The 16,182-nt window shown below is 71.8% G+C and carries 18 protein-coding genes; 2 read left to right on the forward strand and 16 right to left on the reverse strand.

Translation table 11 applies throughout. The features are described 5' to 3' along the window. Positions 1–163 precede the first annotated feature (163 nt). Positions 164–505, reverse strand: coding sequence for a hypothetical protein (locus H488_RS26860; RefSeq protein WP_017833251.1), 342 nt, complete (start codon positions 503–505; stop codon positions 164–166). 69 nt (positions 506–574) lie between these two features. On the opposite strand from H488_RS26860, the gene nucS reads away from it, so the two are divergent. After that, positions 575–1,270, forward strand: coding sequence for an endonuclease NucS (nucS, locus tag H488_RS26865; protein WP_031282930.1), 696 nt, complete (start codon positions 575–577; stop codon positions 1,268–1,270). 324 nt (positions 1,271–1,594) lie between these two features. Next, positions 1,595–1,798 (forward strand): cold-shock protein, encoded by a 204-nt coding sequence (locus H488_RS26870; RefSeq protein WP_017833253.1) that lies wholly within the window; start codon positions 1,595–1,597, stop codon positions 1,796–1,798. Positions 1,799–1,873: 75 nt separating this feature from the next. Here H488_RS26870 and murA read toward each other — a convergent pair whose 3' ends face one another. The 15 genes from murA to H488_RS26945 form a co-directional block, all read right to left on the reverse strand. Further along, a complete protein-coding gene (murA, locus tag H488_RS26875) occupies positions 1,874–3,151 on the reverse strand; it encodes a UDP-N-acetylglucosamine 1-carboxyvinyltransferase (RefSeq protein WP_017833254.1) in 1,278 nt (425 codons plus the stop codon). A 128-nt stretch (positions 3,152–3,279) separates the two neighbouring features. Then, positions 3,280–3,555, reverse strand: a complete 276-nt coding sequence (locus H488_RS26880; RefSeq protein WP_031282932.1) for a F0F1 ATP synthase subunit epsilon — start codon at positions 3,553–3,555, stop codon at positions 3,280–3,282. A 2-nt stretch (positions 3,556–3,557) separates the two neighbouring features. After that, on the reverse strand, positions 3,558–5,024 hold the full coding sequence (atpD, locus tag H488_RS26885) for a F0F1 ATP synthase subunit beta (protein WP_017833256.1): 1,467 nt from the start codon (positions 5,022–5,024) through the stop codon (positions 3,558–3,560). A gap of 55 nt (positions 5,025–5,079) precedes the next feature. Continuing rightward, the gene (locus H488_RS26890) at positions 5,080–5,991 is read right to left on the reverse strand and encodes a F0F1 ATP synthase subunit gamma (RefSeq protein ID WP_017833257.1); all 912 of its coding nucleotides are present in this window, start codon (positions 5,989–5,991) and stop codon (positions 5,080–5,082) included. 60 nt (positions 5,992–6,051) lie between these two features. After that, positions 6,052–7,677: a F0F1 ATP synthase subunit alpha gene (gene atpA, locus H488_RS26895; protein ID WP_017833258.1), complete on the reverse strand. Its 1,626-nt coding sequence runs from the start codon at positions 7,675–7,677 to the stop codon at positions 6,052–6,054. Positions 7,678–7,828: 151 nt separating this feature from the next. Further along, positions 7,829–8,641 carry a F0F1 ATP synthase subunit delta gene (locus tag H488_RS26900; RefSeq protein WP_017833259.1) on the reverse strand — a complete coding sequence of 271 codons (813 nt, stop codon included), beginning with the start codon at positions 8,639–8,641 and terminating at the stop codon, positions 7,829–7,831. Then, on the reverse strand, positions 8,641–9,192 hold the full coding sequence (locus H488_RS26905) for a F0F1 ATP synthase subunit B (protein WP_031282934.1): 552 nt from the start codon (positions 9,190–9,192) through the stop codon (positions 8,641–8,643). Before H488_RS26905 ends, H488_RS26900 begins: the two co-directional genes overlap by 1 nt. A gap of 47 nt (positions 9,193–9,239) precedes the next feature. After that, entirely contained in the window at positions 9,240–9,443 is a 204-nt protein-coding gene (gene atpE / locus H488_RS26910) for an ATP synthase F0 subunit C (RefSeq protein ID WP_017833261.1), read from the reverse strand. Positions 9,444–9,557: 114 nt separating this feature from the next. Then, positions 9,558–10,352, reverse strand: coding sequence for a F0F1 ATP synthase subunit A (atpB, locus tag H488_RS26915; protein ID WP_017833262.1), 795 nt, complete (start codon positions 10,350–10,352; stop codon positions 9,558–9,560). Positions 10,353–10,385: 33 nt separating this feature from the next. Further along, positions 10,386–10,775 carry an AtpZ/AtpI family protein gene (locus H488_RS37930; RefSeq protein WP_017833263.1) on the reverse strand — a complete coding sequence of 130 codons (390 nt, stop codon included), beginning with the start codon at positions 10,773–10,775 and terminating at the stop codon, positions 10,386–10,388. Beyond that, positions 10,772–11,206, reverse strand: coding sequence for a hypothetical protein (locus H488_RS26925; RefSeq protein WP_017833264.1), 435 nt, complete (start codon positions 11,204–11,206; stop codon positions 10,772–10,774). Before H488_RS26925 ends, H488_RS37930 begins: the two co-directional genes overlap by 4 nt. Beyond that, positions 11,203–12,315: an MraY family glycosyltransferase gene (locus tag H488_RS26930; RefSeq protein WP_229588636.1), complete on the reverse strand. Its 1,113-nt coding sequence runs from the start codon at positions 12,313–12,315 to the stop codon at positions 11,203–11,205. The genes H488_RS26925 and H488_RS26930 overlap by 4 nt, the downstream gene beginning before the upstream one ends. Further along, positions 12,312–14,240: a polysaccharide biosynthesis protein gene (locus H488_RS26935; RefSeq protein ID WP_017833266.1), complete on the reverse strand. Its 1,929-nt coding sequence runs from the start codon at positions 14,238–14,240 to the stop codon at positions 12,312–12,314. The genes H488_RS26930 and H488_RS26935 overlap by 4 nt, the downstream gene beginning before the upstream one ends. A gap of 70 nt (positions 14,241–14,310) precedes the next feature. Next, positions 14,311–15,150, reverse strand: a complete 840-nt coding sequence (locus H488_RS26940; protein WP_017833267.1) for a glycosyltransferase — start codon at positions 15,148–15,150, stop codon at positions 14,311–14,313. A 4-nt stretch (positions 15,151–15,154) separates the two neighbouring features. Next, positions 15,155–16,072 (reverse strand): glycosyltransferase, encoded by a 918-nt coding sequence (locus H488_RS26945; protein ID WP_017833268.1) that lies wholly within the window; start codon positions 16,070–16,072, stop codon positions 15,155–15,157. Positions 16,073–16,182: the final 110 nt, after the last annotated feature.

Raw genomic sequence — 16,182 nt, forward strand, 5'->3', positions numbered from 1 at the left:
GGTCCGCCGGGCCGGGGCGGCGGCCGGCGGCGGGACGGCGCCCGGCGGGCGCCGCGGGTCTTCCACGATTATCGGCCGCCGGGGGCGGCTCGGCCACCGGTGCGCCCGCGTGTCCGCTCCCGGCGTGACGCCGTGACGGCGGCCGCGCCGGGCGGGGCCGGGCTCAGCGGCGGGTGCGCCAGCAGCGCTCGTGCCAGTGGCGGCGGTCCTCGAAGGCGCTGCGCGCCCCCAGCAGGGAGTCCTGCTGCCAGACGACCAGGTGCGCGATCCCCGGCGGGATCGACCGGCCGCAGCCGGGGCAGGTGTAGGTCTTGACCGCGTTGGCGGGCCGGACGTGGCGGACCAGCCAGTCCCCGTCCGCCGAGCGCTCCACCGTGGGCGCCGGCTCCAGGACGCGTTCGACCGACCACGGCTCCTGGGCGGCGCCGCGCTGCCACTTGCTCGCGCGCGGGCCGCTGCCGGGGCCGCCGTGGCGGCGTCGGGAGGAGTGGTTGGAGCGTGGCACCGCGCCATCGTCTCACAGCGGGGGCCTCCGGGTCCGGGCCGGGTCCCGCGGAGCGCTAGGCTGGTCCGCGTGCGTCTTGTCATTGCCGATTGCTCCGTCGACTACGAAGGGCGTCTGCGCGCCCACCTGCCCGCCGCCCGGCGTCTCCTCCTCGTGAAGGCGGACGGCTCCGTGCTCGTCCACTCGGACGGCGGCAGCTACAAGCCCCTGAACTGGATGAGCCCGCCCGCCCGCCTGCACGTCGGCGAGCCGGAGGCCGAGCTCGCGGCCGAGGGCGTGCTGCAGACGTGGACCGTCCAGGCCGCCAAGAGCGACGACCGCCTCGTCATCCAGGTGTTCGAGATCCACGAGGACGTCTCCCACGAGCTGGGCACCGACCCCGGGCTGGTGAAGGACGGCGTCGAGGCGGACCTGCAGCGCCTGCTCGCCGAGCAGATCCACCGCCTGGGCTCGGGGCACACCCTGGTCCGGCGCGAGTACCCCACCGCGATCGGGCCCGTGGACATCCTGGCCCGCGACGCCGCCGGCGCCACCGTGGCGGTCGAGCTCAAGCGCCGCGGCGACATCGACGGCGTCGAGCAGCTCACCCGGTACCTCGAGCTGCTCAACCGGGACCCCCTCCTGGCGCCCGTGCGCGGGGTGTACGCCGCCCAGCTCATCCGGCCCCAGGCCCGGGTGCTCGCCGAGGACCGGGGCATCGCGTGCCTGACCCTCGACTACGACGAGATGCGCGGGCTCGACGACAGCGGCTCGCGCCTCTTCTGAGCCCGCTCCCCCGGGCCCACCGGCGCGGGCCCGGGTCCGCGCCGGGCGCCGCCGGGGTCACGCGCTCGGCGAACAGCCCGCAACACGCGATGATCAGCAGGCGAACAACGTTGACCGCCCCCGGGGAGTGTGTGAAGCTGAACGTGTTCTTCGTTCCATGTTTTGCATGCTCGCAGAACGGGTAAGCGAGCGTGACGTTCGACCCTGGCCCTGGTCCTCCTCCTTCGGGAACGGAGACCGCGGCCCTCGGCTCATCTCGTGGTACCGCCCTTCAGTGCACGACCTGTGCACACGTTTCGCACCATCTCGCAAGGAGAGATCTTCATGGCCCAGGGCACCGTCAAGTGGTTCAACGCCGAAAAGGGCTTCGGCTTCATCACCCCCGACGACTCCGACTCGGACGTCTTCGTCCACTACTCGGAGATCCAGTCGGGCGGCTTCCGCACCCTCGAGGAGAACCAGCGCGTCGAGTTCGAGATCGGCCAGGGCCAGAAGGGCCCGCAGGCCACCGGCGTCACGCTCATCTGATCCGCTTCCCGCGCACCGGCTGAGCACGGAGCCCCGCACCCGTCCCGGGTGCGGGGCTCCGTCGTGCCGGCGTGCTCAGTACGCGGTGCCGACCAGGTGCCGCTCGACGGCGGCCCCCGCGGCCCCGAGCTGCTCCACGAAGTGCTCGTAGCCGCGGTCGACGTGCTGGACGCCGCTCACGTCCGTGGTGCCGACGGCGGCCATGCCCGCGATCACGAGGGCCGCGCCCGCCCGGATGTCCATGGCCTCCACCGGCGCCCCGGAGAGCACCGGCATCCCCGCCACCAGGGCGTGGTGGCCGTCGAGGCGCACGCTCGCGCCCAGCCGCTCGAGCTCGGCCGTGAAGCCCCAGCGGGCCTCGAAGACGTTCTCCGTGACCATGCCGGAGCCCTCGGCCACCGCGTTGAGGGCCACCACGAACGGCTGCAGATCGGTGGGGAAGCCCGGGTACGGCAGCGTGGACACGTTGATCGCCCGCGGCCGCCGCGGTCCGGCGACCACGAAGCGGCCCCCGTCCGTGTCCACGCGGCAGCCCGCGGAGCGCAGCTTGTCCAGCACCACGGTCAGGTGGCCGGGCTCCGCGCCCTCGATCTCCACCGTCCCCCCGGTCACGGCCGCGGCGAACGCCCAGGTGCCCGCGACGATCCGGTCGGGCACCGTCCGGTGCTCCACCGGGCGCAGGGACGCCACCCCGGCGACCGTCACGGTGCTCGTGCCGAGCCCCTCGATCCGGGCGCCCATCGCCTGCAGCATCCGCCCGATGTCCACGATCTCCGGCTCGCGGGCCGCGTTGTCGATGACGGTGGTGCCCTCGGCCAGCGTCCCCGCCATCATGAGGTTCTCCGTGGCGCCCACGGAGGGGTAGTCCAGGCGGAAGTGCGTCCCGCGCAGGCTGCGCGGCACGGACGCCACGAGATAGCCGCGCTCGATCTGCAGCACCGCGCCCATCGCCTCGAGACCCGCCCGGTGCATGTCCAGGCCGCGGGAGCCGATGGCGTCCCCGCCGGGCAGGGCGACCTCGGCCACGTGGCACCGGGCGACCAGCGGACCGAGCACGGAGATCGACGCGCGCATCGCCCGCACCAGGTCGTAGTCCGCCTGGTGGTGCAGGACCGCCGGGACGTCGATGCGGACGGTCTTCTCGGCGCGCTCGTAGACCACCCCGCAGCCGAGCCGGCGCAGCAGCTCCGCCATGATCGTGACGTCGTGGATCTCGGGGACGTTCGTGATGGTCGACTCGCCCTCGGCCAGCAGGGTCGCCGCCATCAGCTTCAGCACGCTGTTCTTCGCGCCGGAGACGCGCAGGGTGCCGTTGACCGCGGTGGGTCCGTGCACGACGATCTTCTCTTCCATCCACTCTCCTGGGCGGTCTCGCCGGGGTCCCTGCGGGGCCCCGGGTACGGCCGCGGCCTCCGCACCGGTGGTGCGGAGGCCGCGATGTGCTGGGCGCGCGGGGCGGGGCCCCGCGCGGACGGGCGGGATCAGGCGGCGGCGGCGCCGGGCAGCTCCACGTTGTCCGCCACGATCGTCACCCGGTCGTTGTCGACGAACACGAAGCCTGCGTCGATCGTGCCCTCGAGCCGGGAGCCGTCCACGGGGTCCACCGCGAAGTCGCCGGGCTTGAGGATGCCGGCCACGGCCTCGTGGCCGGGCAGGATACCGATGTCGCCCTCGGACGTGCGGACCCGCACCATCCGGGCGGTGCCGGTCCACACGGCCTGCTCGAGGGAGACGATTTCGACGATCATCTCAGCCATGACTACTTGCCACCGGTCCGCTTCTTGATCTGCTCCCACTGCTGCATGACGTCGTCGAGACCGCCGACGTTGTAGAACGCCTGCTCCGGCACGTGGTCGAACTCGCCCTCGCAGATCTTCCCGAACGCCTCGATGGTCTCGGCGAGCGGGACCGTGGAGCCCTCGACACCGGTGAACTGCTTGGCGGTGTAGGTGTTCTGGGAGAGGAACTGCTCGATGCGGCGCGCGCGCGAGACGACGACCTTCTGCTCCTCGGAGAGCTCCTCGACGCCGAGGATCGCGATGATGTCCTGCAGCTCCTTGTTCTCCTGCAGGATCGACCGGACGCGGATCGCGACGTCGTAGTGCTCCTGGCCCACGATCTGCGGGTCGAGGATGCGCGAGGTCGAGGTCAGCGGGTCGATCGCCGGGTACAGACCGCGGGAGGCGATGTCACGGGAGAGCTCGGTGGTCGCGTCCAGGTGGGCGAACGTCGTGGCCGGGGCCGGGTCGGTGTAGTCGTCGGCGGGCACGTAGATCGCCTGCATCGAGGTGATCGAGTGGCCGCGGGTCGAGGTGATGCGCTCCTGGAGCACGCCCATCTCGTCCGCCAGCGTCGGCTGGTAGCCCACGGCGGAGGGGATGCGGCCCAGCAGGGTCGACACCTCCGAGCCGGCCTGGGTGAAGCGGAAGATGTTGTCGACGAAGAGCAGCACGTCCTGGTTCTGCACGTCGCGGAAGTACTCCGCCATCGTGAGCCCGGTCAGGGCCACGCGCAGACGCGTTCCCGGCGGCTCGTCCATCTGGCCGAACACGAGGGCGGTGTCCTTGAGGACGCCCGCCTCCTCCATCTCGACCCAGAGGTCGTTGCCCTCACGGGTGCGCTCGCCCACGCCGGCGAAGACCGAGGTGCCGCCGAAGTTGCGGGCCACACGCGTGATCATCTCCTGGATGAGCACGGTCTTGCCCACGCCGGCGCCGCCGAACAGGCCGATCTTGCCGCCCTTGATGTAGGGGGTCAGCAGGTCGATCGACTTGATGCCGGTCTCCATCATCTCCGTGGAGCCCTCGAGCTCCGCGAAGGACGGCGCCTTGCGGTGGATCGGCCAGCGCTCGGTGATCTCCAGGGAGGAGGTCTCGACGTCGAGGGCCTCACCGAGGACGTTGAAGATGTGGCCCTTGACCACGTCGCCCACGGGCACGGAGATCGGCTCGCCGGAGTCCTTGACCTCGGTGCCGCGCACCAGGCCGTCGGTCTGCTGCAGGGCGATCGCGCGGACCATGTTGTCGCCCAGGTGCTGGGCGGTCTCGAACGTGATCGTCCGCTTCTCGCCGTTGAGCTCGTACTGGGCGGTCAGGGCGTTGTAGATGCCGGGCACGGCGTGCTCGGGGAACTCGACGTCGACGACCGGCCCGATGACCCGGGCGATGCGTCCCGTGGCACCGCCCGAGACCGGCTGCCCGGCCTGTTCGCTGATGGTGGCAGTCATATCTCTCACTTCACTTGTTCGTGGTGGACACTTGCTGGATCGCCGGGACGGCCCGTCACAGGGCCTCGGCGCCGCTCACGATCTCGGTGAGCTCGGTGGTGATCTCGGCCTGGCGGGCGTTGTTCATCAGGCGCGTGTACTTCTTGATGAGGTCGTCGGCGTTGTCGCCGGCCGCCTTCATCGCCCGCTGCCGGGCCGCGAGCTCGCTGGTGGCGGCGTGCGCCAGGCTCGCGAAGAGTCGGGCGTCGATGTAGCGCGGCAGGACGGCGTCGAGGAACTCCTCGGGGTTCGGCTCGAACTCGAAGGTGCTGTCGGGCTCCTCCAGCTCCTCGAACTCCCGGGCGACCTCGTCGGTCAGCGCGTTGGCGTCCACGACCTCCAGCGGCAGCAGCCGGAGCACCCGGGGCTCCTGGACGACCATCGACTGGAACGACGTGTAGACGAGGTGGATCTCGTCGACGCCGCCGTCCTCGTACGCGGTCTCCAGGTCCTCGATCAGCACCTTGCGCAGCTCCCGCGCGCGGTCCGGCCGGGCGTTGTCCGTGTCCCCGGTCCAGTTCCGCTCGTACGGGCGGCTGCGGAAGTCGAAGTACGCCTGGGCCTTGCGGCCGATCAGGTAGACCTTGGTCTCCTTGCCCTCCCCGTGCAGCAGCTCCAGCAGGCCCTCGGCCTCCTTGAGCACGTTGGACGAGTAGGACCCGGCCAGACCGCGGTCCGAGGTCATGATCACCACGGCCGACCGGCGCACCTCGTCGGCCCTCGTGGTCAGGGCATGGGAGACGTTGTGCTGGGTGGCGACCTGTGAGACCGCCCGGGTCAGCGCGTTCGCGTAGGGACGCGCCGCCTGCAGACCCTGTCGGGACTTGTTGATGCGCGAGGTCGCGATCATCTCCATGGCCTTGAAGATCTTCTTCATGGACTTGGTCGACGCGATCTTGTTCCGGTAGACCCGAATCTGCGCTCCCATGTGACTTCCTTTCGTCACCGTGTCCGGTGCGCCGCCGCGGCGGCGCACCGGACCGACCGGTTACTTCCTGACGATCCGTTCCTGGTCGACCGCGGACGCGTCGAGGGGCTCGTGCTCCTCGTGGCCCGGCTCGATCCCGTGCTTGGTGCCCCGGAAGTCCCGCTTGACCTCGGCGACGGCCGTCTCCAGCGCGGCGACGGCGTCGTCCTCGAGCTTGCCGGAGCCGACGATGGAGTCCATCACGTTGGTGGTGCGGCGCACGTGCTCCAGCAGGGCCTGCTCGAAGTCGAGCACGTCGGCGACCTCCACCTCGTCGAGGTGGCCGTTGGTGCCGGCCCAGATGGACACGACCTGGTCCTCGACCGGGTACGGGGTGTACTGCTTCTGCTTCAGCAGCTCCATCAGCCGGGCGCCGCGGGTCAGCTGCTGCCGGGACGCGGGGTCCAGGTCGGAGGCGAACATCGCGAAGGCCTGCATCGAGCGGTAGGACGCCAGCTCGAGCTTCAGCGTGCCGGAGACCTTCTTCATGGCCTTGACCTGCGCGGCGCCGCCGACGCGGGACACCGAGATGCCCACGTCCACGGCCGGACGCTGGTTGGCGTTGAACAGGTCCGACTGCAGGAAGATCTGGCCGTCGGTGATGGAGATGACGTTGGTGGGGATGAACGCCGAGACGTCGTTGGCCTTCGTCTCGATCATCGGCAGCCCGGTCATCGACCCGGCGCCCAGCTCGTCGGAGAGCTTGGCGCAGCGCTCGAGGAGGCGGGAGTGCAGGTAGAACACGTCGCCCGGGTAGGCCTCGCGTCCCGGCGGGCGGCGCAGCAGCAGCGAGACCGCACGGTAGGCCTCGGCCTGCTTGGACAGGTCGTCGAAGACGATGAGGACGTGCTTGCCGCCGTACATCCAGTGCTGGCCGATGGCCGAGCCGGCGTAGGGGGCAAGGTACTTGATGCCCGCGGCCTCGGAGGCGGGGGCCGCCACGATGGTCGTGTACTCCAGGGCCCCGTTGTCCTCGAGGGTCTGGCGCACGCCGGCGATGGTGGACGCCTTCTGGCCCACGGCCACGTAGATGCAGCGCACCTGCTTGTTGACGTCGCCGGACTCCCAGTTGGCGCGCTGGTTCAGGATGGCGTCCACGGCGATGGCCGTCTTGCCCGTCTGCCGGTCGCCGATGAGGAGCTGGCGCTGGCCGCGGCCGATCGGGATCATCGCGTCGATGGCCTTGATGCCGGTCTGCAGGGGCTCGTGGACCGACTTGCGCATGGTCACGCCGGGCGCCTGGGTCTCGAGGGCGCGGCGGCCCTCGGCCTCGATGGGGCCGAGGTCGTCGATGGGCGTGCCCAGCGGGTCGACCACGCGGCCGAGGAAGGCGTCGCCCACGGGCACGGAGAGGACCTCCCCGGTCCGCTGGACCTCCTGGCCCTCCTCGATGCCGCGGAAGTCGCCGAGGATCACGACGCCGATGTCGCGGGTGTCGAGGTTCTGCGCGAGGCCGAGGACGCCGTTCTCGAAGCGCAGCAGCTCGTTGGCCATGACCGAGGGCAGGCCTTCGACCCGCGCGATGCCGTCGGAGGCGCTGCTGACGCGGCCGACCTCGGTTCGTTCTGCGGTGCCGGGCTCGTAGGACGCGGCGAATTCGCTCAGCGCGCTACGGACGTCGTCGGCATTGATGGTGACTTCGGACATGTCCTGTCCCTGCTCTCCTAGTTCGTGATCACTGCCGTCAGCGGTGACCGTGAGTCCAAATCTGTGGCGGAACGCTGCGCTGGTCCACCGGCTGCTGCCGTTCGGCCGGTGGGGCGCCCGCCCGCGGCGGCGGCGTGGGCGCCCCCGGCGCTCAGGCGCCGATCCGCTGGCGCAGCTCGTCGAGCCGGGCCGCGACGGAACCGTCGATGACCTCCTCGCCGACCTGCACCTTGAGCCCTCCGAGCAGCGCCGGATCGACGTCCACGGTGAGCTTGAGGTCCTTGCCGTACAGCGTGTTCAGCTGCTGCTGCAGCCGGCCGCGCTGGTCCTCGGTCAGCGGTCGCGACGTGGTCACGTGCGCGATCCACCGCTGCCGGCGGGCCGCCACCTCCTCCGCGAAGCGCTCGACCAGACGGCCGACCAGGGCTCCGCGCGGCGAGAGCACGGCCTGCTCCACGAGGAGCAGTGCCTCGTCCGAGGCGCCCGGGGTCAGCCGGTGCGCCAGTCGCGTCTTGGCCTCGACCCCGGCGCGCTGGTCGCTGAGGGCGCGCTGCAGCTCGTGCGAGCCGTCCAGCACCCCCTTGAACGCGATCAACTGGTCCACGACCTGCTCGAGGCCCTGGAGTCCGGCGCGGTTCTCGGCGGACGCCGCGGTGAGGGACACCCCGGCGTGCTCGAGGGCGTCGGCGAACTCGCGGTCGTCGCTCCAGCGCCGACCGGCGAGGTGCGCGACGATCTCCACGGCGTCCGGGGAGACCTTGTCGGCGAAGATCCGGCGCACGACCTGCTCGCGCCGCGGCCCCTCGTAGGAGGGGTCGGCCAGCGCGCGCCGCAGGGCGCCGTTCTCGTCGAGGATGGCGAGCACGGCGAACAGCTCACGGGCGAGCGCGGGGCTGGCGGAGCCGGCCCAGCGCTCGACCTCACGAGCGCTCTGCTGGGTGAATTCGTTCGCTGCGTCTGCCATTACCGCGCCGCACCTGCGTTCCGCTCCTGCTCCTGCTCGAGGTCGGCGAGGAAACGGTCGACCACCCGGTTGGACCGGGCGTCGTCGTCGAGGGACTCGCCCACGATCTTCGCCGCGAGCGTGGTCGCCAGGGCGCCCACCTCGTTGCGCAGTGAGACCACGGCCGCCGAGCGCTCCGCCTCGATGGTGCGGTGGGCGTTCTCGGTGATGCGCGCCGACTCGGCGTTCGCCCGGTCCTTGAAGTCCGCGAGGATCTTCTCCCCCTCGAGGCGGGCCTCCTCGCGGATCTTCTGAGCTTCCAGGCGCGCGCTCTCGAGCTGCTGGTTGTACTCGTCGCGGGCGGCGGCGGCCTCGGCCTGCGCGGCCTTCGCCTTGGCCAGGCCACCTTCGATGGCCTCGGTGCGCTCACGGTAGACCCGCTCGAACGCCGGCACGACGAACTTGACGACGAGGAAGAGCAGGATCAGGAACCCGATGCCGGTGATCAGCATTTCCCAGACGTTGGGGAAGAGGGGGTTCGCCCCTTCCTCGGCTGCCAGCAACAGTGTCATGTGCGCGATTCCTGTTCTCTCAGAAGGACGTGTACTTGGTCAGGCACTCAGGCGATGAACGCGAGCACGAAGCCCAGAATCGCGAGGGCCTCGACCACGGCGAAGCCGAAGAACAGCATCGGCTGGAGCACGCGCTGCGACTCGGGCTGGCGGGCGACGGACTGCATGTACGCGGCGAAGATCAGACCCACGCCGATGCCACCGCCGATGGCAGCCAGACCGTAACCAATAGCGCTGAGCGAACCAGTCATGAGGGGTATTTCCTTTCTAGGTGCCCGGGGGCCGGGCGTCGTAGCCGTGTCGGCTCTGAACATTTCGAGGATGGACTGCGGGGTCCGGCCGGGGCCGGGGCTGCTCCACCGGCGTCAGTGGCCCTCTTGCAGGGCACCCTGGACGTACACGGCGAAGAGGAGGGTGAAGATGTAGGCCTGGAGGACCTGGATCAGGATCTCCAGGAAGTAGATGAACACGCCGAGCACGGTCGAGCCCAGGGCGACGACGCTGATGGCGCTGGCCTGGGAGAGCAGGTAGCCCGTCATGGACGCCGCGACCATCAGGGCGAGGTGACCGGCGAACATGGTGGCGAACACACGCAGGGCGTGCGTGACCGGGCGGATGATCAGGTTCGAGAGGAACTCGATCGGGATGAGGAAGATGTAGAGCAGCTTCGGGACGTCCGGCGGCATGGTCATCTTGCCCATGAAGCCGCCGAGGCCGTGGCGCTTGATGCCCATGAAGACCCAGGTGACGTAGGCGATGCCGGCCAGGACGTAGGCGGAGCCCGCGTGGGAGAGGGTCGGCAGCTGCAGCACCGGGATGGAGCCGAACAGGTTGTTCACCAGGATGAAGAAGAAGAACGTGAACAGCAGCGGGACGTAGGGGCGGAACTCCTTCTCACCGATGATGTCCCGGCCGAGGTGGTTGCGCACGAACCCGTAGCCGCTCTCCGCGAGGTACTGCGACTTCGACGGGACGAGCGCGTTGCGGCGGATGGCCCACATGAAGAAGCCGGCGATCAGGACGACCGACAGGAGGATCAGCAGCGTCTGCTTGCCGAACTCGAAGGTGCCCAGCGCGAAGAACGGCGGCAGGTGCATCTCCTCGACGGTCGGGGCGGTGAATCCTCCGGTGGCGGGGAGCCTGATGAGGGCGGCGTTCAATGCGGGTCCTTTCTGCAGTGCTCTGGCCGGTGGTCACGGTCGGGGCGCCGAGTCCGGGCCGGACTGGTGCGGGTTGTGTGGATCTCGCCCATCGGAGGTCAGGCTGCGACGCAACCCCTCCTGCATGTGGAGGTACACGACGTAGATCCCGGAGGCGGCGCCGATGCACGCTCCCAGGACCACGATCCACCGGGTTCCCAGCACGCGATCCGCACCCCACCCTACCAAACTCCAGAACCCCATCCCGATCACCACGTAGAGGAGTGTCGTGAGACCTCCGGAGAGCCCTCCGCCCTCCACGAGCTCCCCCGCGGTGCGCAGTCCGGGGCGCTCCCCGGGCCCGTCCTGCGGGGCCCCGGGGCCCTCCTCCGGCGGGGGCGTCCCGTCCGGGCGGGCCGGGTCGTCGCGGTCATCCGCGCTCATGGTCGTCCGTGCTCATGGTCGTCCTGCTTCCTGTCGTCCGGGGTCCTGCCGTCGCGCGTGCCGTCGCCGGCGGGGCCGGGTGCGCCCGGGCCGTCCGGGTGCTCGGCCGCTGCCCGCCGCCGGGCCTCCAGCACCGGCTCCAGGGCGGTGCGGGTGCCGCGGGCGCCGGCGCGGGCCGCGAGCGCCAGCGAGACGACGAGCGCGGCCAGCACCCCGGCCGCGCCCCAGCCCGGGACCAGCCAGCCGGGGGCCGGCACGGTGAGCAGGACCCAGCCGAGCAGGAGCACCTTCAGCACGTACGTCGCGGCGAGCACGGGGGCGGCGACCGGCCCGTCCGTCCCGGCGGTGGCCCGCGCCACGAGCACGGTCACCAGGTGGCTCGCGGTGATCAGCCCCGCGCCGAGCAGGACGCTGAGCAGGGCCGCGCTCACGGGCGGGTCCCCGTCCGGGAGCGGACGCCCGCACGGCGCCCGAGCAGCGCGGGCAGCACCAGGTAGAGCGCGAGCACCGCCAGCACGAACGCGCCGGCCACGGCCGTGGCGACGGGCCCCGTGCGCAGGCCCACGACCGAGGCGACGCTGACGAGGACGGTCGCGGCCGTGACGACGAGCGCGGAGCCCGTGTGGGACAGGCCCACGTCGGTGAGCTGCTGGTAGACGTGCTGGCGGTGCGGCCGGTACCAGGCCTCCCCCGCGCGGACGCGGCGGAGCAGGGTCACGGAGGTGTCGGCCACGTAGACCGCGAGCGGGGGCAGGAGGTACTCGACGTAGACGCCGGAGAGGAAGGCCGCGACCGCGATGCCGGCCAGCGAGCCGCCCAGCAGGTAGGAGCCCACGTCGCCGAGGAACACGGTGCCGCGGCCGAGGTTCCAGGGCAGGAACCCGGCGAAGCCGCCCGCCACGGCGAGGCCGGCGGCGATCATCCACGGCAGGTCGTTGGAGGCGCCGGCCCAGGCGTACAGCAGCCCCGCGGCGAGGCCGTGCAGCCCCGAGATGCCGTTGATCCCGTCCATGAAGTTGGCCATGTTCACGTAGGCGGCGATCGCGAGGGTGCCCACGGGCAGCCACCAGGCGGAGGTGCCGAGCACCGCGACCAGGACGGCCGTGGCGGCCAGGCCGATGCCCAGCTGCGCGGCCAGGCGCGCCCGCACGGACACGCCCCGGTAGTCCTCGGCCCAGCCGAGGGCGGCGAACAGCCCGGTCACGGCCAGGACCACGAGCGCGACGGAGCGGTCGACCTCGATCGCGCCGGTGAGCAGGGCGGAGCCGTAGGCGGCGAGCACGGCGAGGGCCACGGCCAGGCCCATGCCCCGCACGACCGTGCGGTGGTGGGAGGAGCGCTCGTTGGGGACGTCGAGCACGCCCCACCGGGCGAGCAGCGGCTTGACGGCCAGGGGCAGCAGGAGGCTGAGCACGAGGGCAGGGACACCGACCGTGAGGACGAGCTCCCCGAGCCGGCGCAGCTCCTCCGGGTCGGGGGCGGCGCCCGGGTCGGTGAGGTCGAGCCCGGCGGGGAGCAGCACGACCGGGGCCGGGCTCACGACGCCCGCCCCGAGGAGCTGCGCGGGCGCTGGACCGACGTGGGCGGCGGCTGCGTGGACGGTCTGACGACGGGGATCGTGCCCGTGTAGACCATGCCGCCGCGCACCTTCCAGGTGTGCCGGTCCAGCTGGGCGGGGTCGAGGCGGTCGGCGCGCGCGTGGGAGATCTTGGGGTGGAAGGGCCGCTCGTCCTTCTCGCCGAGGCCGATGAGGTCCTCGTGCAGCTTCTCCCCCGGGCGCAGCCCGGTGATCTCGATCTCGATGTCCTCGCGCCCGCTCATCACGCGCAGCCGCTCGGCGATGTCCATGATCCGCACGGGCTCGCCCATGTCCAGGATCAGCACCTCGCCGCCGCGGGCGATCGCCCCCGCCTGGATCACGAGCTGGCAGGCCTCCGGGATGGTCATGAAGTAGCGGGTGGCCTCCGCGTGCGTCACCGTGATCGGGCCGCCCTGCCGGATCTGCTCGGTGAAGAGGGGGAGCATCGAGCCCCGGGACCCGAAGACGTTGCCGAAGCGCACCGAGACGTACCGGCGCCCGGTGCGGTCCGCCATCCACGCGGTGAGCTTCTCGGCGACGCGCTTGGAGTGGCCCAGGGCCGTGGTGGGGTTGGCGGCCTTGTCGGTCGAGATGTTGACGAAGACCTCGACCTCCGCCTCCTCCGCGGCCTGCAGCACGTTGAGGGTGCCGACGACGTTGGTCTTCCACGCCTCGTCCGGGTACTGCTCGAGCAGGGACACGTGCTTGAGGGCGGCCGCGTGGAAGACCACCTGGGGGCGGCGGTCGCGGAAGATCGCCCCGACGGACTCCGGGTCGCGGATGTCGGCGAGGACGGTGTCGCGGCCGTCGAGCAGGCCGCGCCCCGTGATGGAGATCTGGGTGCCCTGCAGCGCGGACTCGTCGCGGTCCACCATGATCAGCTCGGCGGGCTCGAAGCCGACGAGCTGGCGGCACAGCTCGGAGCCGATGGAGCCGCCGGCGCCGGTCACCAGGACGCGGCGGCCCTTCACGTAGCCGGCGATCTCCTCGACGTCGATGTCGACGGGGCGGCGGCCGATGAGGTCCTCCATGCTGATGTCCCGGAAGTCCGCGCCCTGGTGCTTGGCGGTGAGCACCTCGCCGAGCGGGGGCATGGTCATGACCCGGATCCCGGTGCCGGCCACGGCGTCCGCGACCCGGTGCATGATCCGGGGGTCCGCGCCGGACATCGCCACGATCAGCACCGAGGCGCGGGTGCGGGCCATGACGTCGCGGAGGTCGTGCAGGGTGCCGAGCACGGGCACGGAGGAGATCCGCAGGTGCTTCTTGGCGGGGTCGTCGTCGAGCAGGGCCACGGGCAGGAACTCCGAGTGCGGGTCCTGCATCATCCGCTGGATGAGGAAGGTCCCGAGGTAGCCGGCGCCGTAGACCACCACGTGCTGGGCGGAGGCGCCCGGACGGGCGGAGGCCTCCTGGTACATCCGCTTGAGGTAGCGGAAGGCGGCCATGAACAGGCACGCGAAGGGGAACGCGATGAGGGCGGTGGAGCGCGGGATGCCGATGCTCGTGCCCACCACCAGGAGCAGCACCTGGACCACGGCCGTGACGATGAGGGTGACCACCACGAGGAGCTTGGCCTCGTCGAAGCTGCCGAAGGAGTACCGCCCCTTGTACAGGGCGAAGGAGAAGCCGACGACGAGCTGGGCGGCCACGGCCACGAGGGACACCAGCAGCAGCCCGGGGGCGCTGATGAACTGGAGCTCCATCTCGTAGCGCAGCACCAGGGCGAGCACGAGGGCCACGACCCAGGCGACGGAGTCCAGCAGCATCTGGATCCACAGCCACGCCACGGGCCTGTCCTGCGGGGCGCCGCGGGGCGGGAACCCCGCGGCGGGACCCCCGGGGGGCACCGCCGTGCCGGCGGTGCGCTCGGGCGAACCACTCATCGCAGAAGTTCCTTTCGTGGTCGGTGCCGGAGCCGGGGGGCCGGGCGGGGAGGGTGCCGGTGCGGGACGGTCAGGGACGGGGTGCGCCGACCATGGCCCGGTAGGCGAGCTCCCGGAGCCGGGTGGGGACGAACCGGTAGCCGCCGCGCACCACCACGTTGCGCACCCATTGTAGGAACCCGACGTGGCCGATCCCGCGCAGGCGGGCCTGGAGGGCGAGCTCCGCGCGGAGCACGCGCCATCCGCCGCGCCGCTCGTAGGAGCCCGCCGAGACCCGGTAGCCGACCAGCGGTTCGGCCACGTTGCGCACGTCGGCGCCCGCGCGCAGCATCCGCACCCACAGCCAGTAGTCCTCGGCCAGGGGCACGTGCTCGTAGCCGCCGGCCGCCCGCACCGCCGAGCGCCGGAACACCACCGTCGGGTGGCTCACGGGGTTGCGGCGCCGGGAGACGGAGAGGATGTCCCGCTCCCCCACCGGTGCGCGGCGCAGGGCGATCGGGGTCCGCTCGTCGTCGCCGATCTCGTGCATCGACGAGCCCACCAGGTCGGCCCCGGCCTCGATCACGGGCAGCTGCACCGCGAAGCGGCGGGGGTAGGAGACGTCGTCGGCGTCGGCGCGGGCCACCACGTCGTGCCGGCACCGGTCCAGGCCGGCGGTGAGCGCCGCGGTGAGGCCCTCGTTGCGCTCCAGGTCGACCCGCACCACGGGCACGGGGAGCTCGCGCACCAGGCGGTCCAGCTCGGCCTCCAGCGCCGCGGGGACGGGGCCGTCCCGCACGACGACGAGCTCGGCGGGCCGGCGCCGCTGCTCGACGGTGGCCGACTCGGCCGCCCGGCGCACCCGCTCCGCGGTGTCGGCGCGGTAGACGGGCATGAGCACGGAGAACTCGAGCGGGGGGTGCGGGCTCACGGGGTCACCGCGGCCCGCCGAAGCCGCGGCCGCGCATCCCGCCGGCGTAGCGGCTCGCCCAGGACGCGAGACCGCGCACGTCCCGCCGGCGGAGGTAGAAGAGGGGGTAGCCGACGAGGTCGGCCCCGAGCTGGACGACCCGCTTGTACCGCCACGTGGTCCAGCCCCGGTTGCGGAAGAAGTGCTCCCGCTTGAACTCCGTCCCGGGCACCACGACCTTGAGCCGGCCGGGGACCACGACGTGCTCCTCGTCCCAGCCCGGCGGGTGCGCCACGGCGGTGCGGGTGGTGGTGCCGAAGGGCAGCCCGGAGCGGCGCAGCCGCACCAGGAAGTCGACCTCGTCGCCGCGCAGGAAGAGCTTGAGGTCCGGCAGCCCGACCGTGAAGAAGACGTGCTCGGCCATCAGGGCGCCGTTGAAGAAGGTGGCGTAGCCGGGCAGGAAGCCGAGCGGCTCCAGGTCCGCCCGGGAGTGGGTCATCCGCCCCTCGAGGCGGTAGGAGAAGGCCAGCGCGCCGTGGTCCTGGGGTGCCACGACGAGCGGGGAGACGACCGACAGCTCCCGCCGCGCGGCCTCCTGCAGGAGGATCTCGAGGCAGTCGGGGCCCTCCGGGTGGGCGTCGTCGTCCATGAGCCACACCCGGTCGGCACCGGTGGCGAGCGCGGTCAGGATCGCGAGGGAGAACCCGCCGGCCCCGCCCAGGTTGGCGAGGGAGCGCACGAGCTCGAGCGCGAACCGGCCGCCGATCGCCTCCTCGAGCACCTCCCGCGGCAGCGCCTCGCGCCCCGCGTCGACGAGGCACAGGGAGGCGACGGGCACCGTCTGCTCCCGCAGCGCGGCGACGAGCGCGAGGACGTCCTCCTGCCGGTCCTGGGTCACGCAGGCCACCGCCACCGTGGGGGTGGGCGTGGGGTCGGACGGCATGCGGCTCCTCCAGGGGGTGACGGGCTGTGCGGTGACGGGCAGTGCGGTGACGGGCAGTGCGGGAACGGGTGCGGGGTCCGGCTTTTCGAAGACATTTTCGCCTATATTAC

Source organism: Kocuria sp. UCD-OTCP, from assembly GCF_000349605.1.
In the GTDB taxonomy this organism is placed as follows: domain Bacteria; phylum Actinomycetota; class Actinomycetes; order Actinomycetales; family Micrococcaceae; genus Kocuria; species Kocuria rosea.

Excerpts from the sequence above, each read along its gene's own strand:
- H488_RS26870 (WP_017833253.1), top strand. The coding sequence starts at position 1,595 with ATGGCCCAGGGCACCGTCAAGTGGTTCAACGCCGAAAAGGGCTTCGGC.
- H488_RS26905 (WP_031282934.1), bottom strand. The coding sequence starts at position 9,192 with ATGACACTGTTGCTGGCAGCCGAGGAAGGGGCGAACCCCCTCTTCCCC.
- murA (WP_017833254.1), bottom strand. The coding sequence starts at position 3,151 with ATGGAAGAGAAGATCGTCGTGCACGGACCCACCGCGGTCAACGGCACC.
- H488_RS37930 (WP_017833263.1), bottom strand. The coding sequence starts at position 10,775 with ATGAGCGCGGATGACCGCGACGACCCGGCCCGCCCGGACGGGACGCCC.
- H488_RS26935 (WP_017833266.1), bottom strand. The coding sequence starts at position 14,240 with ATGAGTGGTTCGCCCGAGCGCACCGCCGGCACGGCGGTGCCCCCCGGG.
- H488_RS26880 (WP_031282932.1), bottom strand. The coding sequence starts at position 3,555 with ATGGCTGAGATGATCGTCGAAATCGTCTCCCTCGAGCAGGCCGTGTGG.
- H488_RS26945 (WP_017833268.1), bottom strand. The coding sequence starts at position 16,072 with ATGCCGTCCGACCCCACGCCCACCCCCACGGTGGCGGTGGCCTGCGTG.
- atpE (WP_017833261.1), bottom strand. The coding sequence starts at position 9,443 with ATGACTGGTTCGCTCAGCGCTATTGGTTACGGTCTGGCTGCCATCGGC.
- H488_RS26900 (WP_017833259.1), bottom strand. The coding sequence starts at position 8,641 with ATGGCAGACGCAGCGAACGAATTCACCCAGCAGAGCGCTCGTGAGGTC.
- H488_RS26890 (WP_017833257.1), bottom strand. The coding sequence starts at position 5,991 with ATGGGAGCGCAGATTCGGGTCTACCGGAACAAGATCGCGTCGACCAAG.
- atpD (WP_017833256.1), bottom strand. The coding sequence starts at position 5,024 with ATGACTGCCACCATCAGCGAACAGGCCGGGCAGCCGGTCTCGGGCGGT.
- atpA (WP_017833258.1), bottom strand. The coding sequence starts at position 7,677 with ATGTCCGAAGTCACCATCAATGCCGACGACGTCCGTAGCGCGCTGAGC.